The sequence below is a fragment of the Flavobacterium koreense genome, from assembly GCF_054776075.1.
This window is the reverse complement of the sequence record NZ_BAAHCF010000002.1, coordinates 371,087-395,401: the sequence shown is the minus strand read 5'-3', so window position 1 is coordinate 395,401 and position 24,315 is coordinate 371,087. Positions and strand designations below refer to the sequence as shown.

Here is a 24,315-nt window from a genome sequence, read left to right as displayed (position 1 = left end):
ATCATGCATTTCATATCTGAAGAATTAGAAAATTACGTTGAGCAACATTCACAAAATGAACCTGAATTGTTGGTAAAACTATTTAAAGAAACCCATCAAAAAATATTACAGCCTAGAATGTTGAGTGGGCATTTTCAAGGTAGAGTCTTGAGTATGTTATCAAAAATCATTAATCCAAAAAACATTCTAGAAATTGGAACTTATACCGGTTATGCAGCTTTATGTTTAGCTGAAGGAATGCAAAAAGAAGGCACATTAGACACTATAGATGTAAAAGAAGAATTAGTAACTATACAACAAAAATACTTTGACTTATCACCTTGGAAAGGACAAATCATAGCACACCTTGGTGATGCCTTAGAAATCATTCCTACGTTAAATAAGAAATATGATTTGGTTTTTATTGATGCTGACAAAGAAAACTACATCAATTATTTCAATATGATTGTTCCGATGATGAACAAAGGCGGAATTATTTTATCTGATAATGTGCTTTGGAGTGGAAAAGTCTTAGAAGAACTGAATCAGAAAGATATGAGTACCAAAATACTTTTAGAATATAATCAAATAGTTAATAAAGATGCAAGAGTTGAAACCGTTTTACTTCCTATACGCGATGGATTGACTGTTTCTAGAGTACTTTAATCCTTTAGAATATACTTCTGATATATTTTATAGAAAACAAATCCGAAAGTAGCTCCAAAAGCGTATCCTGTTAGAATGTCTGTTGGAAAATGTAGTCCGAGATAGATTCTACTGAATGCAAATATTAGCGGAAATAAGAATAGTAACAAGGCATATTTGTAATATCTTCTAATTATTAAAAATACAAAAACAGTTGTAGCCATTGAATTCGTAGCATGACCTGAAAAGAAACTATAGGAATCACTTGGTTTAACAATTCTAATAATATTTTTCAAATCTAAGTCATTACAAGGACGTAATCTTTGAAAATGATTTTTAAATAAATTGGATGTTTGATCGCTTACTAAAATCAACAATGTGATGAATACCAATGCGATTAGAAAGTTTTTCCAGCCAATTTTCTTTGCTAAAAAATAAAAAACTAGAAGAAAATAAGGCGTCCAATAAACTTGTTTGGTAATTATTAACCAAAATCCATCAAACGATTCTGAGCCTAATCCGTTTAAGAAAACCAATAAATCTTTGTCTATCGCAATGATTTTTTCGAGCATTACCTTTGTCTTTTTATTGGTCCGGTTAGACTTTCTAAATCTTCTTTAATTTCATTGATACCCGAAGTGGCATCAGTTAAAGTATTAGAAGTAAAATCTGGTGGAGTAACCGAAACGCTTTCTTTTACTTTATCTACTTCTTCAGTGAATGAAGAAGTAACTTGCTTAAAAGAGGAATTTATTTCTTCGACATCGGCGCTCTTTTGAATTTCAGTTTTAATTTCATTCGTGGCGTGCTTTAAATTGGCCATAACTTTTCCAAAGGTTCTTGCTGCTTCTGGTATTTTGTCTGTTCCAAAAAGCATAAGAGCTATAAAAATGATGAAAATTAATTCGCCTCCACCTATTCCAAACATATTCTTTTCTTTTTATTGATTTGCAAAGTTACAAAGTTCTTAGTCAAATTTAGATTTTACCTCAACTTTTGGCCAAGAATTATTTGCTGTATCAACATCTGCAGTTTCTAATTTTGGATCGAGAACAATTTTAGTAATTGCTTTTTGTGTTGCAAAAGTTCTGCTTACTTCTTTATCATTCATTCTCCAAATCTGAGCTGGGAATTTTTGAATTTCAGTTGTACCATCTTCAAAAGTTAATTCAACAATAATTGGCATTACTAATCCTCCTGGCTTATCAAAAGTTACTTGATAGAAATACTTTGGATCTTTTAATTTTGCTTTCTCTTCAGCAGAAAAATTTTTATTTACATACTCATCAAGAGCTTGAAAATCTTTAATTTGAAAAGGTTTGTTCATTTCTGGCTTGTAATCTTCACTACCGTCGGCAACCATATAAACCATTGGTCCAGTATTGGAATTTCTACGACGTCTTTTCTTCATGAACTCTTCTACTTCTTTTGTTGGTTCATTACTAACAAAGAATTTTTTAACTTCTTTTATTCCGATGTCATTATTATCGGTTGTATAGAACCATCCTCTCCAAAACCAGTCTAAATCAAATGCTGAAGCATCTTCCATAGTTCTAAAAAAATCTTCTGGTGTTGGATGCTTAAACTTCCATCTATTAGCGTAAGTTTTAAAAGCATAATCAAATAATTCTCTACCCATAACTGTTTCACGAAGAATGTTTAATCCTGCAGCAGGTTTTCCGTAAGCGTTATTTCCAAATTGGCGAATACTTTCAGAATTTGACATAATTGGTTCAAGACCTTTTTGATCGCCACTCATGTAAGGAACGATATTTTTTGCTGGACCTCTATCTGCTGGAAAGTTTGGATCCCATTCCATTAAAGCCATATATTCCATAAAAGAATTTAAACCTTCATCCATCCAAGTCCATTGACGCTCATCAGAATTTACAATCATTGGAAAGAAATTATGTCCAACTTCATGCACAATTACACTTATCATTCCGTTTTTAACTCTATCAGAATATTTACCATCTGCATCTGGTCTTCCCCAGTTCCAACAAATCATTGGATACTCCATTCCTTGATCTTGTGCGTGAACAGAAACCGCTTTTGGATAAGGATAATCAAACGTATGATTTGAATAACTTTTTAAGGTATGTGCCACTGCTTTAGTAGAATATTCACCCCAAAGTGGATTTCCTTCTTTTGGATAAACCGAAACTGCCATTGCTGTTTTAGAATTTAATTTGACAGCCATTGCATCATAGATGAACTTTCTAGAAGTTGCAATTCCGAAATCACGAACATTTTCTGCTTTGAATTTCCATGTTTTTTTCTTGTCAGAGAAACCTTTTTCTGCTGCTTCAGCTTCTTCTTGAGTAACTACTACAACTGGTTTGTCAAAAGTTTTTTCTGCAATTGCTAATCTTGCAAGTTGAGCTGTAGTAAAAACTTCTTGTCTATTTAATAACGTTCCAGTTGCTTCCATTATGTGGTCTGCCGGAACAGTTATATTAACTTCAAAATTTCCAAAAGGAAGTGTGAATTCTCCTGAACCCCAAAATTGTTGATTTTGCCATCCTTCTACATCATTATACACTGCCATTCTTGGATAAAACTGAGCTAGAATGTACAAGTTGTTTCCATCTTTATCGAAATGCTCGTATCCTGAACGTCCGCCATCTAACAAATAGTTATTGATGTTGTACCACCATTTTATTGAAAAGGTAATTTTTTCTTTATGCTTTAAAACCTTAGGTAATTCAATACGCATCATGGTTTGATTGATTGTGTATTGCATTGGCTTGCCTGTAGCATCCTTTACAAATTCAATATTGAAACCTCCATCAAATTTTTCTTCTAAATATTTTCTTGAAAACCCTTGAACTCCCATTGCAGGATCCGTTTTTTCTCCATTTACAAGAGGTGAAAGCGATTTTCTAGATTGTTGATTTTGATCCAATTGCAACCATAAATAATCTAATGATTCCTTGGCGTTATTTGTATAAGTGATAGTTTCTTCACCATATAATTTGGTATTTTTATCATCCAATTCAACATTGATTTTATAATCGGCTTGTTGCTGATAATATTCTGGACCTGGTGCTCCAGATGCAGTTCTATACATATTGGGAGTTGCCAATAAATCATACATTTGTTTGAATTTATCAGGATTTCTCTCAGAAGATGGAGTTGCTTTTGGAACTTCTTGAGCAAAGCTACCTACTGTGAACAACAATAAACCAACATTTAAAATAGCATAATTAAATCTCATATGTTTATATTTTATTTTTTAGAGGTAACATATGGTATCGCATTTTTATTAATTGGTGTTTGCTTTCGCAAACGTGTTGATAATAGCGATTTCATACCTAAAATAATTTAAGGCATAAAAGTAACTTTTTTTGATTTAAGTATAAGGTATTGGAATTATTTTAACATTCCTTTAAAGTTTTCTGAAGTTAGAAGCAAACTTTGTTTTTCTCCATTGATATTGGCTTGAATAATATTTTGTTGCTCCTCATTCAATTCCATTAAAGCACTATTTTCAATCGCTATTGAAGAAATTTTCGGCAAATCTTTTACACTGAAATAACATATTACAACATTGCCATCAATGTCTTTGCTTAGATAATTTAAAGCTTTAGAAACTCCATTTACTTTAATAATAAACTTTTCTGTAAAGTATTTTTTTAAGAAAACCTCATCTTCAGGAGTTTCGTTTTCTAAAGCAAAATAGGTTCTTTTTTTAAATTTTTTCTCCAAAGCATCGTTTACATCATCAATAAATAATCTGCTTGTAATTTGAATCATTTTCTTTTTTGGAGCATAATTCACTTGGTATATGGATACATAAAATTTATGAATTGCCATTGAAGACAAACCAAAAAATAAAACCAAAAATAAAGTAGTCCTAAATGCTTTTATCATAATTCAAAAGTAGTAATTTTATCGTTCTATTTTTCTGAATGCTTCACTTTTTGCAATCATAAAGTCTAATAATGATAACGAATTGCTAATTTCAAAAAGTTGCTTTTCATTAATTTCCTCTGAGAAGCAAAAATCTATAAATAGTTGTTTATCTGTTTTGGCAATTTTTAAAGTTTTTTCAAAAAAATCATCAGAAAATTTTTTCTTGATTTCGATTTGAAACTCCTCCAAATCAACTTTATGAACTTCAATTTTCTTTTTAGAACTTCCTCCAAATAAATCTGCTATAGCTTTTCCAACCTTAATCAAATCAACAGAAGCGACATTACTTGAAGTTGGTATAAACATATTGTCTACTCTAGGTTTCACTCCTGTAATTTCAACATTAGACCAATCAATTGGTGGCAACTCAACTTTAAAAGCAGGTTTTACCTTTATTCTTTTTGCATCATAAACCAAATCACCTGAAAGCTTGTATGGACCAATTTTTACTTCATCCAATTGATTCATTTTCTCGGAAATATGAATTTTCAATATCATTTCTTCAAAATCGGAAGATTTCACAACAATTTGTTTGGTTTCAAAAGCTACACCAGTAATCATAATAACATCGTCTTCTTTTGCAAAAATGGTAAACTGTCCTAAATCGTCTGTAATTACAACTGTTTCGGCAGTAATATTGGTAACAGTTACTCTTTCTACGGGAATTGAATCAGAAACAACTAATGCTCTCAATATTTTAACCCTTTCCTTTTGCGAAAAAGAAACTAGTGAAAATAAAAAGAATACAATTAGTAATTTATTTTTCATAGACATAAAATTATGGTTTTACAGCTATCAATTCTTTATAGGTAACGGCTAATTCATTCATAATAAAAGTAGCCATTGTTTTATTTTTAGCTTTTAATGCTTCTACAAATTTAGCATCTTCAACTATATAATATTGAAATCCTTTGACAAAATCTTTAGGAATCTTTAGCGTTTCTGTAAAATATTCTGCTTCATACAAATTTTCAATTTTTGATAACATTGTCTCTTTTTTCTCCACATCAACTTCCTTTTTAAGTTGTTTGGTTCTTCCTGTTATAGCATTCAATATTGGATTCAGAGGAACTAATCCTGAACCTGTTGTAGCTTCATGCAATTTTCTTTCTGCTGGAGTATAATGTTTAGTTTTAGAAGAAATTATACCCAATGAAACTGCATTAATATCTTTATACTCATTAATCTTAACTTCATCTAAAATCCTTATAAACGTTTCCATTTTTACAAATAGAAGCTCTTTATTAAAATCCTCTTCTTTCAAAGTAATTTTCAAACTCTTAAACTGTACTGCTGTAAACATTATCGTATCTCCAACACTCGCATTTATAGAAAAATAGCCACCTCGTTCCGTTAAAGTAGATTTTTCTGTCTTCAAATTAACAATGTAAATGCTTTCCAAGTCATTATAATCTGCCGTTACTTTTCCATTGATTTTTTTAAACACAGAAGTAACTTGTCCATTTGACAATTGCATCATTAACAAAAAGAGAAACAGTATTCTTATTTTCGACAAAACTATTATTTAACGTTAAATTCTTGGGTAAAAGTATTTTAAAGTCATCCAAAAAATTAGCCAACACTATTGTAAATTTATGTTAATTATTAATTTGTAAATTTGAGGAAAATTATTCTTTTTTAAAGAACCTATTCCAACAATAAACTTAAGTCAATATAATTAAAATACTATGAAAAACCTAATTATTGCAAGTACTTCAACGCTTCATGGAGGAGAATATCTAGAATATTTGCTCCCAACTTTAGAAAATCATTTTAAAAATTGTGATTCAATCATTTTCATTCCTTTTGCTCGTCCTGGCGGCATGACACATGATGAATATACAGAAAGAGTAGCGATTGCCTTTTCAAAAATAAATAAGAAAATTATAGGATTACATACTTTCAAAAATCCAATAGAAGCTTTAGAAAATGCTGAAGGAATTTTTACTGGTGGCGGAAATACATTTCTTTTGGTTACGCAATTATATGAAAACGATGTTATGCAAACTCTTTCCAATGTTATTGAAAGCGGAACACCTTATTTAGGCTCGAGTGCTGGTAGCAACATAACAGGAATATCGATGCAAACTACCAATGATATGCCTATTATATATCCACCAAGCTTTAAAACTTTGGGAGCAATTCCATTTAATTTAAATCCACATTATTTAGATGCTAATTTACAAAGTAAGCACATGGGTGAAACTCGTGAAACACGTATAAAAGAATTTCATGCTTTCAACACAACTCCAGTATTAGGATTAAGAGAAGGCAGTTGGCTTGATGTAAAAGGTGAAAAGATACTATTGAAAGGGAATTTAACTGCTAGATTATTTAGACAAAACCAAGTTCCTGAAGAAGTAAATCCTGAAACAGATTTGGCTTTTTTAGGAAATTAAAAGAATAAAAAAAAACCTCTAACGTTAATTAGAGGTTTTACAGAGCGGAAGACGAGGCTCGAACTCGCGACAACCAGCTTGGAAGGCTGGAGCTCTACCAACTGAGCTACTTCCGCATTACAAAAACAGAATATGATGTTCTTATTTTGTGAGTGCAAATATATAGCATTTGTTTGTTTTGATGCAAATTTTTTTTGAAAAATTTTTGTGTAGAAAAAATTTTACAAATCTAAGCTAGCCTAAAAGTTTTATTATTAATTTGTTATCATTTAATTTGCATTGAAATTTTTTATGAAAGAGATTAAAAAAATTAGCTCAAGAGATACTTTTTTGGTTCGTCATCCTATTTTAAGAGAAGGAAAACCAATTGAAAGTTGTCAATTTGATGGAGATGATTTAGAAACAACAACTCATTTTGGATTATTTATTGACAAAAATATAATAGGAGTTCTATCTGTTTTTAAAAATAATAATGTTATATTTAATTCTGAAAATCAATTCCAAATAAGAGGAATGGCTATTCTAAAGGATTTTCAAAGGAAAGGGTTTGGAGATGAACTAATAAAACATGCTGAAGAATATATTAAAAGTCAGTTTGGAAAATTAATCTGGTTTAATGCTCGTGAAAGTGCTGTTCCATTTTATGAAAAATTGGGTTACATTAAAATTGGAGAGCCATTTTATATTGCCGATATTGGAATCCATTATAATATGAAAAAAGAAATTGGCTAATGCCTATGAATAAATTTTACATTTTAATTCTACTTATCGTTTTTTCAAGTTGCAAAAGAAACATTTCAAACGAATCTTCTGCAGAGGCCTCTTTTATTGACTTTTCTTTTTTTGGAGATGATAGAATTAAAATTGACTCAACTTTAATTAATACTTCTAAAGACGAAGATTTTAAAGCTTTTTATAAAAAATTCAACTACGAAACTGCTTGGAATACAAAAGAACACAGAGATTTCATTATTAATGAAATTAGCAAAGCCGAAAATGAAGGTTTAGAATCAAAAGACTATAATTATGAAACTTTAAAGTCATTTGAAACTAAATTTGAAGACCTTCCAGATTCAACAATTGTAAAATATGATTTACTTCTAACTTCTAGTACACAACTTTATGTAAATCACATCAGTAAAGGAAAGTTAAATCCGAAAAAACTTTATAAAGATTGGGATTTAGAAGAAAAAAAAGTAAATATAAATGAGATACTTTATGATTGTATTGACAACAACAACTTCAGTAAAGCCATTGAAAATTGTAAACCCAATCACATCGTTTATAAAAAACTTAAAAACTGTTTAAAATTATTACAACAATTTCCAGAGGAAAAAACCTATGAATTGATTGATCTTAGAGAAAGAATTGTACCAAATAAAAAAAACAAATACGTACCTATCGTCAAGAAAAGATTAATGTATTGGGGAGATATAGTTGAAAAAGATACTGTTTTATCTACTGTATATGATAAAAAAACTCAAGAAGCAGTAAAAATATTTCAAGCTAGACATGGGCTAAGACCTGATGCTGTAATTGGAAGAAGCACTATTGATGCTCTAAATTATTCTAGAAATCAAAGAATAGAACAAGTCGTTGTAAATATGGAGCGTTGGAGATGGTTTGCTCACGATTTTGGAAATCATTATCTTTTGATAAATATTCCAGATTATAGTATTGTTGCCGTAAAAGAAAATGACACTACACAAACACAAAGAATTGTAGTTGGAAAAGACACTCGCCCAACACCAATTTTAGAATCTAAAATATCTAATATCAATTTAAACCCTAATTGGACAGTTCCTCCAACAATTCTAAAAGAAGATATTTATCCCGAAGCCGAAAAAGATAGAAGTGTTTTCAGAAAAAAAGGATTGAAAATTTTTGACAGAAAAAATAATGAAGTAAGTCCTTGGTCTTGGAAAAAAGAAGATGCAAACAAATATAAATATGTTCAAGATCCCGGAAGAAACAACTCACTTGGATCAATGAAAATTAATTTCCCAAATAGATATTCTGTTTATCTTCATGATACTAACCATAGAGATTACTTTGCTTTCTCATATCGTTCTTTAAGTTCTGGATGTGTGCGTTTAGAGAAACCATTAGAAATGGCAAGTTACATAATAAATGACACTACAAAATGGTCGTTAAAAAGAATTAAAGACACTACAGATATTAAATATTACTATAAACTACAAAAAGCTAAACAAAAAGAAATTGACAAAATCAATGCAAAAATACTAGCTAAAAACCCAAGTTTTGTTATTGAAAAGAAAAACCTTCCAAAACCAGAATTAAGAACAATTGTTATTAAAATTGATGAAGATATTTTTATTCATCAACTATATTGGACTGCATGGGAAACAGATGGAATTTTAAATTTTAGAGAGGATATTTATTGTCTTGATGCTAATTTGTACTCCAAATTACGATATTAATTTAGAATTGTTTACATAACTTCTAGAGGGATGATAAATAAACAGACACGATTTGTTCTTTATTGTCTGAATAATTTTTTTACTCAATTCAACAGGAACTGCAGGACAACCTTGACTTCTTCCTAGCCTTTTGTGATTTCTAATAAAAGTTTTAGAAACATAGTCTGCGCCATGAATTACTACAGCTCTTTTTCTAGCATTGTCGTTTATTCCTTTTTCTAAACCATCTAATTTTAAGGACAAGCCGTGTTTTCCTCTATAAACTTCTCCAGTTGAAAAAAAACCTAAACTACTTCTGTAAGATTCATTCTTATTTGAAAATTTGCTAGCATAATCATCACCTGAATTCTTACCATGCGCTACCAATGTATTTAGTAAAATTTCATGAGTATTCATATCAATAATCCACAATCTCTTTTCCTTTGAACTCAGGCTAAAGTCAATAATAGTCAAGATATCTTTTTTGATCATTCCTTTACTTTTCAAAAGTTGATATCCTTCAAAAGCCCTAGAAAAACTTTCTAAATTTGGCAACTTAAAATTATTTGTTTCTAAAGAATTATAGACACTGGTAACTTTATTGACTCTAGAAATTTTCGCATATTTTTTGGGTGCAATTTCTTTTTTATGGGGCGATAAAAAAGAAACAACAACAAACAATGCTGTGTAAAAAACAGTAATAAAATTCATTCTTAAGTAGGTTATTTAAAAAGCAAACATACTAAACCTAATTTCTATTATCAAATTAATTTGACAAAAAATATCGATTAAATGCACTTTTTAACGATTAAAAAATATTTTAATAATAATTTGTAGTATTTTTCTTTTATTTATAAATTTTTCAAAATTAATATTTAATTAGATAAGAATTCTATTACAATTAGTATTGCGTAATAATTATAAAGATTTATATTTGCCTAATTAACAAGAATATAATGTTTAAAGAAAAGTTTACTTTTTCCTTTATATGTATACTAGCAACTTTTTTGAGCTTCTCGCAAGTTCAAAAAAAGACTTTGCAAACAAATTTTAGTGAAGAAAAAATAAGCATAGACGGTAAATTTGATGAACCAATTTGGAAAACAACTCCAATTGCAACTGACTTTGTAATGTTGGCTCCTGATAATGGGAAACCTGAGCAAAAAGAAAGAAAAACAGAAGTTAAAGTTGTTTACAATAATGACGCGATCTACATTGCTGCTACTTTATATGACAATGAACCAACTAAGATTAGAAAAGAACTAACTACAAGGGATAATTTTGTTTCCGCTGATCATTTTGGAGTTTTTATTAATGGTTATAATGATGGTCAACAAGAATTTCGATTTTTTGTTAGTGCTGCCGGAGTTCAGCAAGATGTTTTATATACTGATGGACAAGGTGAAGATTCATCATGGGACGCAATTTGGAACAGCCATGTTGAAATTAAAGACTTTGGATGGGTTGTAGAAATGAAAATACCTTATGCCGCGATACGATTTTCATCAGAGAAAAAACAAACTTGGGGTTTAAATTTTTATAGAGAAATCTTCAGAGACAGATTTCAATATTCATGGAATTTAATTGATAATAAAATTTCATCCGAAAGTAATCAAGCCGGAATTCTTGAAGGAATTGAAAATATAAAAACTCCAACAAGACTTTTTCTGATTCCTTATATTTCGCAATATTTAAACACTAATGATTATACTAAAGCTAAAGGTGAATTTAAAGGTGGATTAGATATCAAATATGGTATCAACGATGCTTTCACATTAGACGCCATATTAGTGCCTGACTTTGGTCAAGCAGCATTCGACAAAGTAGTTTTAAATCTTGGACCTTTCGAACAACAATTTAATGAAAACCGACCTTTTTTTACCGAAGGAACCGACTTATTTAACAAAGGAAATATTTTTTATTCAAGAAGAATTGGCGGTAGACCATCTTTAAGAGGAAGCGAATTGAATGCTAAATTAGAAGCCGATGAAGAAGCTGTTGAAATTCCAGGAAAAGTTAATTTATTAAATGCTTTGAAAATTTCAGGTAGAACCAAAGGTGGCTTAGGAATTGGAGTTCTCAACGCAGTTACAGAAAAAACCTATGCTGATATTACAAATACAACCACAGGAAACACGAGAAGAGAAGTCATCGAGCCACTTGCAAATTTTAATATATTAGTTTTGGATCAGCGTTTTAGAAAAAACTCTTCTGTAAGTTTTATCAATACAAATGTTACAAGAAATCAAGAATTTCGTGATGCCAATGTTTCTGCTCTGGTATTTGATTTAAATACCAAGAAAAATACTTACAATTTGAACGGCGGTTTCAAATACAGTTACATCAACGAATACGGAGATAAAAAAGACAAAAAAGGATACAATACCGACCTATATTTTGGAGACACCAGCGGAAAATACCGATATGGTGTTGGAGGACAATATGTTTCTGATAAATATGACCCAAACGATTTAGGTATATTTTTTCAAAATCATTATCAAGCTTATTATGGAAATGCAAGTTATAGAATCTTAAAACCTTCTAAAAAATTCAACTCCTTCAGTACTAACATAAATTACTACACAGAATTTGATAATAGAACAGGCCGAATTCAAGAACATAGTGTCAATTTAAACTACAATTCAGTAAATAAGAAAAATAATTATTTTGGTTTTGGTTTCAACGGAAGACCAACTGATGTGTACGATTTTTACACGCCTCGTTCTCTAGACCAAAGAAAATATGTAACACAACCTAAAAGATTTGGTGGAAATATTTTTATTTCAACCAACTATGCTAAAAAGTTTGCTATCGATTTTAGTCCTTTTATGAATTATCTTAACGAAAAAGGAAGAAAGAACTATGGTTTATTTTTTGCACCACGGTACCGATTCTCTGATAAACTTGCTTTGGTTTATGAATTTAGTTTTGATAGACAAAATAATGATAAAGGATTCTTAACCACAGATGGATCAAATACCATTTTTGCAAGAAGAGATGTTATCTCCTATAGCAATTCAATTTCTGGGAAATATTCTCTAAATAATGTTATGAATTTGAATTTAGTGGTGAGAAAATATTGGTCATATGTAACTAATCATCAATATTATTTATTGCTTTCTAATGGAGAATTACTTGATGGTGTATCAACAACTACCAACACCGACGAAAACTTTGCTACTTGGAATTTAGACCTTTCTTATACTTGGTGGTTTGCGCCAGGAAGTCAACTATCAGTTTTATACCGAAACAATTCATTTTTGAGCGATTATGGTACTGATTTTAGCCGCAGTTTAACCAAAACAGCAAACAACTTAATTAATCACGAAAAATTAGATCATATCTTTTCGATAAGTATTCGTTATTTTATAGACTATAATTCAACCAAAAACTGGTTTTCTAAAAAATAATTTCTTCTGAAAACACTAAATCGTTTTCGTTATTTTTCAAATAAATTTACCCATAACTTTTCATTTCAGCTATTGCAAATGCTTATCTTTGTGTAAAATACTATCGCAATGAACAAAAAAGTAATTCTTATGATTCTTGATGGTTGGGGAAAATCTCCAGACCCAAAAGTATCGGCAATAGATAACGCTAATGTGCCTTTTATAAACAGTTTATATACAAAATATCCAAACGCACAACTTAGAACTGACGGATTAAACGTTGGCTTACCCGAAGGTCAAATGGGAAATTCTGAAGTTGGTCACATGAATCTTGGCGCAGGACGAATTGTATATCAAGATTTAGTAAAAATAAACTTAGCTGTTGAAAATAAAACATTACACAACGAACCAGAATTAGTTGCTGCATTGCAATATGCTAAAGAGAACAACAAAGCTGTTCATTTATTAGGATTACTATCTGATGGTGGAGTGCATTCGCATACTTCACACTTGCGCGGATTAATTGATGCTTCGCAAGAATTTGGTTTAGATAAAGTTTACATTCATGCTTTCACCGATGGTCGTGATGTTGACCCAAAATCGGGTTCTTTGTATCTTGAAGATTTGAATAATTATATTTACAATACCAAAGCAAAATTAGCTTCTGTTGTAGGAAGATATTATGCGATGGACAGAGACAAACGTTGGGAAAGAGTAAAACTTGCCTACGATTTATTAGTTAACGGAACTGGAAAACATTCAACAGATGCTGTTTTGAGCGTTTTAGAAAGTTATAAAAATAATATTACTGATGAGTTTATTGACCCAATTGTAATGGTTGACAGCGATGACAAACCAGTTGCTACCATTCAAAATGATGATGTTGTAATTTTCTTCAACTTCAGAACCGATAGAGGTCGTGAGTTAACCGAAGTACTTTCTCAAGAAGATTTCCATGAACAAAATATGCATAAATTGAATTTGTACTATGTTACAATGACCAATTATGATGATACCTATAAAAATGTACATGTGATTTATGACAAAGATAATTTGACAGAAACACTTGGAGAAGTTTTAGAAAAAGCAGGAAAAACTCAAATACGTATTGCGGAAACTGAAAAATATCCTCACGTAACCTTCTTCTTTTCAGGCGGAAGAGAAATTCCGTTTGTTGGCGAAACTAGAATTTTAAGAAATTCACCAAAAGTAGCTACTTACGATTTACAACCAGAAATGAGTGCTTTCGAATTAAAAGATGCTTTAGTTCCAGAACTTAAAAAAGGTGAAGTTGATTTTGTATGCTTGAATTTTGCTAATGGTGATATGGTTGGACACACAGGCGTAATGGAAGCTGCTATAAAAGCTTGTGAAGCTGTTGATGCTTGTGTAAAAGAAGTGGTTGAAACTGCTTTAGAAAACAACTATACTACTATTATCATTGCAGACCACGGAAATTGTGAAACCATGATTAATCCTGATGGATCTCCAAATACAGCTCATACAACGAATCCAGTGCCAATTATTTTAGTTGATAAAGAATTAAAAACTATTCATAATGGCGTTTTAGGTGACATCGCTCCTACTATTTTAGAATTAATGGAAATTGAAAAACCTGCAGTTATGACACAGCATTCGTTACTATAACAATAAAAAAACATCGTTTTTTAAATAAGAGATTCATTTTTTGAATCTCTTTTTTTTATGCCAAATGTTATAAATAAAAGTTAAAATTTCATAATCAATAGTATTACTATTATATTTGCAATTATATTTGTTGTTTTAAAACTAAAACACAGTATTATGAAAAAGATATATTTTACTTTAGCTTTGTTAATTACACTATCTAGTCTTTCTTTTTCTCAAAATAACGATAAGATAAAAGAATATACATCTTTGTCTGAAGCGCTAAAAGAACCAGAAAAAGTATTAAGATTAAATCTTAGTAATCAAAATATAAATTTATCTAATGAGAATTGGTCAAAATTTATCAACTTAGAATATCTAAGTTTAAAAAATGATCATTTAAAAGAAATTCCATCAGCTATATCAAATATTAAATCATTAAAAACAATTGATTTAAGTAACAATGAGTTTACAAACTTACCGGAAGAATTTTCAAATTTGACCAATTTAGAAGAAATCTATTTGAATGATGAAAAGAACATAAATCTTCCTAAAACACTTACAATATTATCTAAATTACCAAAATTAAAAACACTTCATCTTGAAAACGATAACTTATCTGTTTTACCAAGTGAATTACTACGTTTTAAAAATTTAGAATCATTGTATTTAAACAACAATAAATTTAAAGAAATTCCAAAATTGGAATCGTTAGACCATTTGAAATATCTGGATTTAAAAGACAACAACATCAATCCTGAATTACAGGACATGAAAAACCTAAACTTCGGATTTAAAATAAATTTCTAAAATTCAACTATATGATAGACGCTTTAATACCTTTAATTTCATTAATTGCTCTCGAAGTAATCCTCGGAATAGACAACATTATTTTCATTTCGATTCTTGCTGATAAACTTCCAGAAAGTCAAAGAAACAAACTTCGCTTTTGGGGAATTGGTTTGGCTATGGTAATGCGATTAGGACTTTTAGCATTTATTTCGTGGATTTTAAAACTTGATAAAACATTATTTTCACTTTTTGAAATTGACTTCACAGGAAAAGGTGTTATTTTAATACTTGGTGGTTTATTTTTAATATATAAAAGTACCAAAGAGATATATCACAAAACAGAAATCGCCAATTCACATGAAGCCGAACTTCCAAAAAAAGGAAATTTTAGTAAACTTCTTGGTGAAGTGATTATTCTAGATTTAGTATTCTCGGTAGATTCAATTATCACAGCTGTAGGGATGGTAGATGAACTTTGGGTAATGTATACTGCTGTAATTGTAACCGTTATAATTATGCTATTTGCATCAAAACCAATTAGTGAATTTATTTCTAAACATCCTTCGTTTAAAGTTTTAGCACTTTGCTTTTTAATGATGATTGGAGTTTCACTTATTGCTGAAGGCTTTCACTTTGAAATACCTAAAGGATATATCTATTTTTCAATGGCATTTGCTTTTTTAGTAGATGTAATCCAAATGAAAACAGTACCAAAAAACGCAACAAAACAAAATTAATAAAATGCAAAATATATTATCTAATATCATCATTTCAGTAAACGATAAACTCTACGTGAAAAATCCAGAGACTTCTGAATTGGGCAAAAAAATTATCGAACAAAGTATTCTACTAATTAACGAAATCGGTTTTGAAAATTTTACATTCAAAAAATTAGGCGAAAAGATAAGCTCGAATGAAAGTTCTATTTATCGTTATTTTGAAAGCAAACACAAATTAATGTTATATCTTTCATCATGGTATTGGGGTTGGATAGAATACAAATTAGCATTTGCAACAACCAATGTTTCCAATCCAATGGAACGATTAAAAAAAGGAATTGCAATTGTTACAGAAAAAGTAGAAGATGACACCACTACTTTACACATTAATGAAGCAATATTAAACAAAATAATAATTCAAGAATTTACAAAAACTTTACTTACTAAAGAAGTAGATGAAGAAAATAAAGAAGGCTTTTTTCTTGTTTACAAAAGAGTAATCAACCGAATTATTGAAATGATTAATGAAGTAAATCCAGACTATGCTTTTGCAAAAAGTTTAGCATCGTCTATTGTAGAAGGTGCTTTGCATCAACATTTTCTAAAAGACCATTTAAAAACGATTACTAATTGTAACGAAACAGTTTCTCCTACAGATTTTTACATTAATTTAATTGAAAACACATTAAGATAATTATGAATCAATCACCATTACAACGTTATTTTAATTTACTTAAACTAGACAGAAGAGATATATCACAAATTGTCTTCTATGCTATTTTTGCAGGATTAGTAAGTTTATCATTACCATTAGGAATTCAAGCAATTATTAATTTAATTCAAGCGGGTCAAGTAAGTATATCATGGATAGTTCTTGTGGTAATTGTGGTAATTGGTGTAGCTTTAGTTGGTATATTATCATTAATGCAACTACGAATTACAGAAAACTTACAACAAAAAATATTTGTTCGTTCCTCTTTTGAATTTAGTTATCGTTTACCTAAAATAAAATTTGAAGAACTCTACAACCAATATCCACCAGAATTAGCTAATCGCTTTTTCGATACTATTTCTATTCAAAAAGGAACTTCAAAATTATTAATTGATTTTTCAACAGCTCTATTACAAATTCTATTCGGAATAATTCTCTTGTCATTATATCATCCTTTCTTCATTTTCTTCGGAATTTTGTTGATAGTATTACTTTATTCTATTTTTAAATTCTCATACAATTCAGGACTCTCTTCAAGTATGAAAGAATCAAAATACAAATATAAAGTTGCAAGTTGGCTTCAAGAAATTGCTAGAAATAATTTCAGCTTTAGAAAACAAGACAACTTTGATTTTGCTTTAAATAAAAATAATATTTTAGTAGATGAATATTTAAATTATCGAGAAAAACATTTCAAAGTAATCAAAAGACAATTTTCACAACTAATTGTTTTTAAAGTAATTATTACTGCTTGTTTGTTATTTATCGGTGGATATTTAGTTTTGAATCAAAAGATGAATATTGGACAATTCGTTGCTGCTGAAATTATAATTTTATTAGTATTAAATTCTGTTGAAAAATTAATTGTTGGTTTAGAAAGTCTATATGATGTATTGACATCTGTTGAAAAAATTGGTCAAATCGTAGATTTGAATATCGAAGAACCGCAAACAAAAAATCAAGATTATTGTTTTACTAATATTACCTTAGAAGCAGAAAATCTTAGATTCAAATTTCCAGATTCTATGGATGATGTTTTGGACAAAATAAATTTAAAAATTGATCAATCAGAAAAAATATACCTTGAAGGTAGTAATGGTTCAGGAAAAACAACATTAATACGAGTTTTGTCAGGTGGAATGCAACCAACATCAGGCTCCTTTTTTATAAATGACGATACCTATCGTAAAATAGATTTGGCACAATACCGTTCTCAAATAGGAACTATCACTCAAGGTGAAACACCATTTGAAGGAACTATTTTAGAAAATATAACGTTCAACAATCCATTAGTTTCGCATGATGACATAAAATGGGCAATTGAAAGCGTAAAATTAGGAACGTTTATCAAAACATTACCAAACGGATTAGACACACACATTTTCCCTGATGGACGTCAATTATCATCATCAAATGCACAGAAAATTATATTAGCTAGAAGTATTGTAAATAAACCAAAAATATTGTTTTTCGAGGATCCTTTAGACAAAATGGACGAAGAAGCAACCAAAGAAATCATCGATTTTATTACAGATTCCAAAAACAAATGGACTGTAATTGTCTCTTCAAAAAATGAGTATTGGAAACAAAAATGCAATAGAAAAATAAAAATGAAAGACGGAAAAATAATTGCTGACACAAAACAATAATTGCCATGCTAAATATTTCTAAAAAAAATCCGATAACCGAAAATATTGATCAGTATAGTACTGTAAAAAGTCTTGCCAATAGACCGCATTACAAAATATTGAACAAAATAATCCTATATGTATCCTTACTTGGAGTTGTAATTTTATTTCTTCCATGGACACAAAATATCTCAGGTTCTGGAGCGGTAACAACGTTAAAACCAAATCAACGACCACAAACTATCCAATCTGCAATTGCAGGACGAATAGAAAAATGGTACGTTCAAGAAGGAGATTTTGTAAAAAAAGGCGACACTATTCTTTTCATTTCCGAAATTAAAGAAGATTATTTCGATCCCAATTTAGTTGAAAATACTAAAAGTCAAGTTGATGCTAAAAAAATGGCAGGACAATCTTATGGCGGAAAAGTAACTTCGCTTTCAGCACAAATCAATGCCATTGAAAACGAAAGAATCTTAAAATTACAACAAGCCCAAAATAAAATCCGTCAAGGAGTTTTGAAAGTTCAAAGTGATAGTATGGATTTGGAAGCTGTAAAAACACAAATAAAAATCGCCAACACACAATTCAATCGTTCGGTAACATTGAACAAAGAAGGTCTAAAACCATTAACCGATGTCGAAGAAAAAAGATTGAAATTACAAGAAGTAGAAGCTAAAATCATCACTCAAGAAAACAAACTTCTAGCGAGTAAAAACGAATTAATAAACGCCAAAGTTGAAATAAATAGAATCAGTGCAGAATATGCTGAAAAAAGTTCTAAAGCAAGAAGTGACCAATTCACGGCTTTAAGCAGCCAATATGATACCGAAGCACAAGTAAATAAACTTGAAAATCAAGTGGTAAATTATCAAATTCGTAATGGAATGTATTACATAAAAGCCCCACAAGATGGCTATGTAAACCGTGCCATTCAATCGGGAATTGGGGAAACTATTAAGGAAGGAACTCAAATTGTAAGCATCATGCCTGCAAAATACGATATTGCAGTAGAAACTTATGTTTCACCAACCGATTTACCTTTAATTCACAAAGGCGAAAAAGTTAGAATTTGGTTTGATGGTTGGCCTACAATTGTGTTCTCGGGTTGGCCAAATATGAGTTATGGAACTTTTGGTGGAAAAATTGTTGCCATTGAAAATTTCATTTCTCCAAACGGAAAATTCAGAGTTTTAATTGCACCAGACGAAAAAGAAGAAGCTTGGCCAAAACAAGTCAGCATTGGTTCAGGCGCACAAACATTGGCTTTGTTAGATAATGTACCTATTTGGTTTGAATTATGGCGAACATTAAATGGTTTTCCACCTAATTATTACAAACCAAAAGGCGAAACATCAAAAGAGAAAAAGTAATTTTTTTTAGGAACGAATGGTTTGCGCATTTTTACTTTCCATGTTCCTGCTCTCGCCAGTCGCTTTTTTATAATGTTGACTTCGAGAGCCTCAGTCAACATTATAAAAAGAGCTCCAACAATGACGAGATCAGGGTTAAAACACAATCTAAAGGTTACTAAAAATGAATTTCAAAACACTATTATTTATATTTTTCACTACTTGGGTTACAGCTCAAAATAAAAATCTTCAAGAACTCACTTATAATGAGTATTTGGGTTACGTAAAAAAGTACCATCCAATGGTAAAAAGTGCCAATCTTGAAGTCAATAGTGCTCAAGCCAATTTAATGATGGCACGTGGTGGATTTGACCCAAAAATTGAAGTCGATTTTGACAAAAAACAATTCAAAGACAGCCAATATTATTCACTTTTAAACAGTAGTTTCAAAATCCCAACTTGGTATGGTATCGAAGTAAAAGCAGGTTTTGACAATAGCGAAGGCGTTTATTTAAATCCGCAAAATACACTTCCTAATCAAGGACTGACTTCACTTGGAATTACGGTACCACTTGGTCAAGGATTATTGATAAACCAAAGAATGGCCGATTTGCGAAAAGCTAAAATTCAAATCCAATTAAGTCAAGCGGAACGAAAATTACAAGCTATTGAAGTTTTATACAACGCATCTGTCGCTTATTTCAATTGGAAACGAAATTACAGCGAAGTACAACTTTACACCGAGTATTTAAAAAATGCCGAAATACGTTTTAATGGTGTAGCAAGTTTAATAAAAAATGGTGACAAACCAGCAATAGATAGTGTTGAAGCTGGAATCATTGTAAGAAACAGAAAACTTAGTCTTGAAGATTCACAATTGAAATTGATAAAATCTAAATTAGAATTATCTAACTTTTTATGGCTTGAAAACAATGTTCCTTTGGAATTACAAGACACTATTATTCCAGAGATAAAACTTGAAAACACAATAAAAGAAACTTTAAAAACAAACGAACTTTTAGTAGAAAACATTTCGATAGAAAACCATCCAAAAATTAATTCACTTCAAAGTAAATTGGATATTTTAGAAGTAGAACGCAAACTAAAAGCCAACAGTTTGTTGCCAAAAATTGATTTAGGGTATCATTATTTATCTGAACAAAGCGCTTGGAATAACACCAACTTCAATAACTATAAAGTAGGCGTAAATTTTAGTTTCCCTATTTTTTTAAGAAAAGAACGTGGCGGATTGCAATTGGCAAAATTCAAAATTCAAGACACCCAATATTCACTTGATTTAGAACGTGTTCAACTTAAAAACAAAATCAACGCACAACAAACCGAAATCAATTCGCTAGAAAGACAACGAAAATTAATTTCAGATTTAGTGAAAGATTACAACACGATGTTGAGTTCAGAAGAACGTTTGTTTTCTTTTGGAGAAAGTTCGATTTTCTTAATCAACTCAAGAGAAAACAACTTGGTCAGCTCACAATTATCAGAGTTGAGTTTGGAAAATCGTTATTTAATTTCGAATGCCGAATTATTTAAAATAATGGCCAATCCAGATTAATAATTCAATTGCCTCGAGCTTAAACTCGAGGCAATTGAAAACTACATATTATTTAGCATTTCATAATACTGTCTATCAATACTTTCTTGATGATTTGGATGTGCAATTCGAACCATTTCGCCAACTCTTTGACGAAGCGTTTTACCATATAAATCTGCAATTCCGTTTTCAGTAATTATATAATGAACGTGAGAACGAGTAGTCACAACTCCAGCTCCTTGTTTTAAATAAGGAACAATTCTACTTTCTCCTCTTTTAGTAATTGATGGCAATGCAATAATCGCCTTTCCACCTTGACTTAAAGTGGCACCACGAATAAAATCCATTTGACCTCCAACACCAGAAAACATTTTTGCACCAATAGAATCGGCACAAACTTGACCAGTTACATCAACTTCAATAGCTGAATTTATAGAAACCATTTTTGGATTTTTTCTAATACGAGCCGTATCATTTACCATTGAAGATTCTTTCATTTCAATAAATGGATTGTCGTTTACAAAATCATACAAACGTTTTGAACCCATTAAAAATGTAGCTAAAACTCTTCCGCGTAAAGTTCCTTTGTAGTTACAATTGATAACGTCATTTTCAATTAAATCAATAACTCCATCGGAGAACATTTCTGTGTGTAAACCTAAATCTTTGTGGTTTGTAAGTTTGCTTAAAGCAGCATTTGGAATAGAACCAATTCCCATTTGAAGTGTACTTTTATCTTCGATTAATGAAGCAACCAAAGAACCTATTTTTTCTTCTTCTATTGAAAATGGAACTGGATCATGACCATAAATTGGCACATCAACCTCAACCAAATAATCAATTTCAGACACATGAAGAATTCCGTCACCAAAAGTTCTTGGCATCTGCGGATTCACTTGTGCAATTACAATTTTAGCGTTTTCAATGGCTGCAACTGTGGCTTCTACAGAAACTCCTAGCGAACAATAACCATGTCTGTCTGGTGGCGAAACGTGAATAAACGCAACATCTAATGGTAAAACATTTTTACGAAACAAATGAGGTAGCTCACTTAGAAAAACTGGTGTATAAGAACCATTTCCTGCTTTTAAAGTGTGACGAACATTGGCTCCAATAAAAAACGAATTTACATGAAAACTTTCTGCTAATTCAGGGTTTGCGTAGCGCGCTTCTCCTTCTACATGAAGATGACAAATTTCGACATTTCTTAACTCAGATGCTCTTTCGGTTAGTGCGTTGGCTAATATAGTTGGTGCTGCTGCGGCAGCTTGAAGATAGACTCTATCTCCAGATTTTACGATTTTTACAGCTTCTGCTGCAGTAACATATTTACTCATACCTAATAAATTTTGTACAAAGTTAAAATTGGAATTTTTTAAAAAATATGATAAAACTCATGATTAAATAATTTTTCAAACGTAAAATTCAAAGTTCAAACGATAATGCTAAAATACAATAATTTAAGTTTAAAAATTTCTGCAAACTGAATACTGAACACTGAACACTTTTCACTATTTTTGCGGTCTGAAATTTAGAAAAATGATTATTCCAAAAACAAGAGAAGAAATTGAATTAATGCGCGAAAGTGCGTTATTAGTTTCTAAAACATTGGGCGAAATTGCAAAAGTGATTAAACCAGGTGTAACTACTTTACAATTAGATAAATTAGCTGAAGAATTCATTCGAGATAATGGCGGAGTTCCAGGATTTCTTGGACTTTATGGTTTCCCAAATTCGTTGTGTATGAGTCCTAATGCTCAAGTTGTTCATGGAATTCCGAATGCAAAACCTTTGGAAGAAGGCGATGTAATTTCAGTAGATTGTGGTGTTTTGATGAATGAATTTTATGGCGACCACGCTTATAGTTTTGAAATTGGTGAGGTGGCTCCAGAGGTAAAAAAACTATTAAAAGTTACCAAAGAAAGTCTTTATGTTGGAATAAGAGAATTTCGTACAGGAAATAGAGTTGAAGATGTTGGAAATGCAATTCAAAAATATTGTGAAGGTCACGGATATGGTGTCGTTCGCGAACTTGTAGGTCACGGATTAGGAAGAAAAATGCACGAAGATCCAGAAATGCCAAATTACGGAAAACGTGGTAGAGGAAAAATGTTTGTGGAAGGCATGGTTGTTGCTATTGAACCAATGATAAACATGGGTACAAAAAACATAAAACAACTAAAAGATGGTTGGACAATTTTAACAGCCGACGGAAAACCAAGTGCTCATTTTGAACACGACGTTGCCTTAATCGACGGAAAACCAGAAATTTTATCGACTTTCAAATACATTTATGATGCTTTAGGAATTGTAAGTGATGAAGAAAAGGAGTTTAGAAATCATTACACATTATAAAGTTTATACAAATTTGCATCCAAAATAAATGAAAAAAATATTCAAGTTCATATTAAACACCATTCCTCGTCCGATATTGATTCGTTTGAGTATTGTCGTGCGTCCAATTTTGGCTTTTTTATTAAAAGGAAGTCGTTTCACAGATCCAATTGATGGAAAAAGTTTTCGAATGTTTTTACCTTATGGATATGGAAATCAAAGAAATAACGTGCTTTCTCCGAGCACCTTGTCATTAGAAAGACATCGTTTATTGTGGTTGTATTTACAAAACGAAACTGATTTTTTTACTTCAAAAGAAAAGAAAAAGGTATTACATTTTGCTCCTGAACAAGAGTTTTACAAACGTTTCAAGAAGCAAACTAACATCGATTATACTACAACCGATTTACTTTCGCCGTTGGCAGATGTAAAAGCTGATATTTGCAATTTGCCGTTTGAAGATAATCAATACGATTTAATTCTTTGCAACCACGTTTTAGAACACATTCCAGATGACACTAAAGCCATGCAAGAATTGTTTAGAGTTTTAAAACCCGGCGGAATGGGAATCTTTCAAATCCCACAAGATTTATCCCGTGCAACAACTTTCTCTGATGATTCAATTGTAGATCAAAAAGAAAGAGCCAAAATTTTCGGGCAATACGACCACGTTCGTGTTTATGGAAGAGATTATTTTGATAAATTAAGAAGCATCGGTTTCAAGGTAACTGAAGAAGATTACACTTCAAAACTTTCACCAGAATTAGTTGAAAAATATTGTTTGGCAAAAGGCGAAATTATCCCAGTTTGTTTTAAATAATTTATTGGCATAATTGTAGATAATAATATTTAG

Annotated in this window: 22 protein-coding genes and 1 tRNA gene; 14 read left to right on the top strand and 9 right to left on the bottom strand. The window is 30.7% G+C overall.

Annotation, left to right across the window (positions count from 1 at the left end; translation table 11 throughout):
• Positions 1-3: 3 nt before the first annotated feature.
• Entirely contained in the window at positions 4-645 is a 642-nt protein-coding gene (locus ACYU7A_RS02075) for an O-methyltransferase (protein ID WP_460573902.1), read from the top strand.
• Here the strand turns inward: ACYU7A_RS02075 and ACYU7A_RS02070 are convergent.
• The 6 genes from ACYU7A_RS02070 to ACYU7A_RS02045 form a co-directional block, all read right to left on the bottom strand.
• On the bottom strand, positions 642-1,196 hold the full coding sequence (locus ACYU7A_RS02070; RefSeq protein ID WP_344815461.1) for a phosphatase PAP2 family protein: 555 nt from the start codon (positions 1,194-1,196) through the stop codon (positions 642-644). The two genes, ACYU7A_RS02075 and ACYU7A_RS02070, sit on opposite strands and share 4 nt — an antisense overlap.
• A complete protein-coding gene (locus ACYU7A_RS02065; protein ID WP_298304652.1) occupies positions 1,196-1,552 on the bottom strand; it encodes a Sec-independent protein translocase subunit TatA/TatB in 357 nt (118 codons plus the stop codon). The genes ACYU7A_RS02070 and ACYU7A_RS02065 overlap by 1 nt, the downstream gene beginning before the upstream one ends.
• Before the next feature lie 39 nt (positions 1,553-1,591).
• On the bottom strand, positions 1,592-3,841 hold the full coding sequence (locus ACYU7A_RS02060; protein ID WP_460573900.1) for a M1 family metallopeptidase: 2,250 nt from the start codon (positions 3,839-3,841) through the stop codon (positions 1,592-1,594).
• Positions 3,842-3,996: 155 nt separating this feature from the next.
• Positions 3,997-4,497 (bottom strand): DUF6702 family protein, encoded by a 501-nt coding sequence (locus tag ACYU7A_RS02055; protein ID WP_460573898.1) that lies wholly within the window; start codon positions 4,495-4,497, stop codon positions 3,997-3,999.
• Positions 4,498-4,515: 18 nt separating this feature from the next.
• On the bottom strand, positions 4,516-5,307 hold the full coding sequence (locus ACYU7A_RS02050) for a hypothetical protein (protein ID WP_460573896.1): 792 nt from the start codon (positions 5,305-5,307) through the stop codon (positions 4,516-4,518).
• 10 nt (positions 5,308-5,317) lie between these two features.
• Positions 5,318-6,055, bottom strand: coding sequence for a hypothetical protein (locus ACYU7A_RS02045; RefSeq protein ID WP_460573894.1), 738 nt, complete (start codon positions 6,053-6,055; stop codon positions 5,318-5,320).
• 172 nt (positions 6,056-6,227) lie between these two features.
• Here ACYU7A_RS02045 and pepE point away from each other — a divergent pair, with 172 nt between their 5' ends.
• Positions 6,228-6,938, top strand: a complete 711-nt coding sequence (pepE, locus tag ACYU7A_RS02040) for a dipeptidase PepE (RefSeq protein ID WP_460573892.1) — start codon at positions 6,228-6,230, stop codon at positions 6,936-6,938.
• A 43-nt stretch (positions 6,939-6,981) separates the two neighbouring features.
• Here pepE and ACYU7A_RS02035 read toward each other — a convergent pair.
• Positions 6,982-7,054, bottom strand: a tRNA-Gly gene (locus tag ACYU7A_RS02035).
• A 175-nt stretch (positions 7,055-7,229) separates the two neighbouring features.
• On the opposite strand from ACYU7A_RS02035, the gene ACYU7A_RS02030 reads away from it, so the two are divergent.
• On the top strand, positions 7,230-7,670 hold the full coding sequence (locus tag ACYU7A_RS02030; protein WP_460573890.1) for a GNAT family N-acetyltransferase: 441 nt from the start codon (positions 7,230-7,232) through the stop codon (positions 7,668-7,670).
• 5 nt (positions 7,671-7,675) lie between these two features.
• Entirely contained in the window at positions 7,676-9,379 is a 1,704-nt protein-coding gene (locus tag ACYU7A_RS02025; protein ID WP_460573888.1) for a L,D-transpeptidase family protein, read from the top strand.
• On the opposite strand, the gene ACYU7A_RS02020 is transcribed toward ACYU7A_RS02025, so the two are convergent.
• Positions 9,368-10,069, bottom strand: a complete 702-nt coding sequence (locus ACYU7A_RS02020; RefSeq protein WP_460573886.1) for a murein L,D-transpeptidase catalytic domain family protein — start codon at positions 10,067-10,069, stop codon at positions 9,368-9,370. The genes ACYU7A_RS02025 and ACYU7A_RS02020 overlap by 12 nt on opposite strands.
• A 326-nt stretch (positions 10,070-10,395) precedes the next feature.
• On the opposite strand from ACYU7A_RS02020, the gene ACYU7A_RS02015 reads away from it, so the two are divergent.
• From ACYU7A_RS02015 to ACYU7A_RS01980, 8 genes are all read left to right on the top strand, one after another.
• Positions 10,396-12,768, top strand: a complete 2,373-nt coding sequence (locus ACYU7A_RS02015) for a DUF5916 domain-containing protein (protein ID WP_460573884.1) — start codon at positions 10,396-10,398, stop codon at positions 12,766-12,768.
• Between the two features lie 108 nt (positions 12,769-12,876).
• Positions 12,877-14,394 carry a 2,3-bisphosphoglycerate-independent phosphoglycerate mutase gene (gene gpmI, locus ACYU7A_RS02010; protein ID WP_460573882.1) on the top strand — a complete coding sequence of 506 codons (1,518 nt, stop codon included), beginning with the start codon at positions 12,877-12,879 and terminating at the stop codon, positions 14,392-14,394.
• A gap of 156 nt (positions 14,395-14,550) precedes the next feature.
• Positions 14,551-15,183, top strand: coding sequence for a leucine-rich repeat domain-containing protein (locus ACYU7A_RS02005; RefSeq protein ID WP_460573880.1), 633 nt, complete (start codon positions 14,551-14,553; stop codon positions 15,181-15,183).
• Positions 15,184-15,194: 11 nt separating this feature from the next.
• A complete protein-coding gene (locus ACYU7A_RS02000; RefSeq protein WP_460573878.1) occupies positions 15,195-15,902 on the top strand; it encodes a TerC family protein in 708 nt (235 codons plus the stop codon).
• 4 nt (positions 15,903-15,906) lie between these two features.
• On the top strand, positions 15,907-16,578 hold the full coding sequence (locus tag ACYU7A_RS01995) for a TetR/AcrR family transcriptional regulator (RefSeq protein WP_460573876.1): 672 nt from the start codon (positions 15,907-15,909) through the stop codon (positions 16,576-16,578).
• 2 nt (positions 16,579-16,580) lie between these two features.
• The gene (locus ACYU7A_RS01990) at positions 16,581-18,245 is read left to right on the top strand and encodes a peptidase domain-containing ABC transporter (RefSeq protein ID WP_460573874.1); all 1,665 of its coding nucleotides are present in this window, start codon (positions 16,581-16,583) and stop codon (positions 18,243-18,245) included.
• Positions 18,246-18,250: 5 nt separating this feature from the next.
• On the top strand, positions 18,251-19,597 hold the full coding sequence (locus ACYU7A_RS01985) for an HlyD family secretion protein (RefSeq protein ID WP_460573872.1): 1,347 nt from the start codon (positions 18,251-18,253) through the stop codon (positions 19,595-19,597).
• A 163-nt stretch (positions 19,598-19,760) separates the two neighbouring features.
• Positions 19,761-21,149, top strand: coding sequence for a TolC family protein (locus ACYU7A_RS01980; RefSeq protein WP_460573870.1), 1,389 nt, complete (start codon positions 19,761-19,763; stop codon positions 21,147-21,149).
• A gap of 41 nt (positions 21,150-21,190) precedes the next feature.
• Here ACYU7A_RS01980 and ACYU7A_RS01975 read toward each other — a convergent pair whose 3' ends face one another.
• Positions 21,191-22,465 (bottom strand): acetyl-CoA hydrolase/transferase family protein, encoded by a 1,275-nt coding sequence (locus tag ACYU7A_RS01975; protein ID WP_460573868.1) that lies wholly within the window; start codon positions 22,463-22,465, stop codon positions 21,191-21,193.
• A gap of 202 nt (positions 22,466-22,667) precedes the next feature.
• Here ACYU7A_RS01975 and map point away from each other — a divergent pair, with 202 nt between their 5' ends.
• Positions 22,668-23,483, top strand: coding sequence for a type I methionyl aminopeptidase (map, locus tag ACYU7A_RS01970; protein WP_460573866.1), 816 nt, complete (start codon positions 22,668-22,670; stop codon positions 23,481-23,483).
• A gap of 28 nt (positions 23,484-23,511) precedes the next feature.
• Positions 23,512-24,282 carry a class I SAM-dependent methyltransferase gene (locus tag ACYU7A_RS01965; protein WP_460573864.1) on the top strand — a complete coding sequence of 257 codons (771 nt, stop codon included), beginning with the start codon at positions 23,512-23,514 and terminating at the stop codon, positions 24,280-24,282.
• The last annotated feature ends 33 nt before the right edge of the window (positions 24,283-24,315 follow it).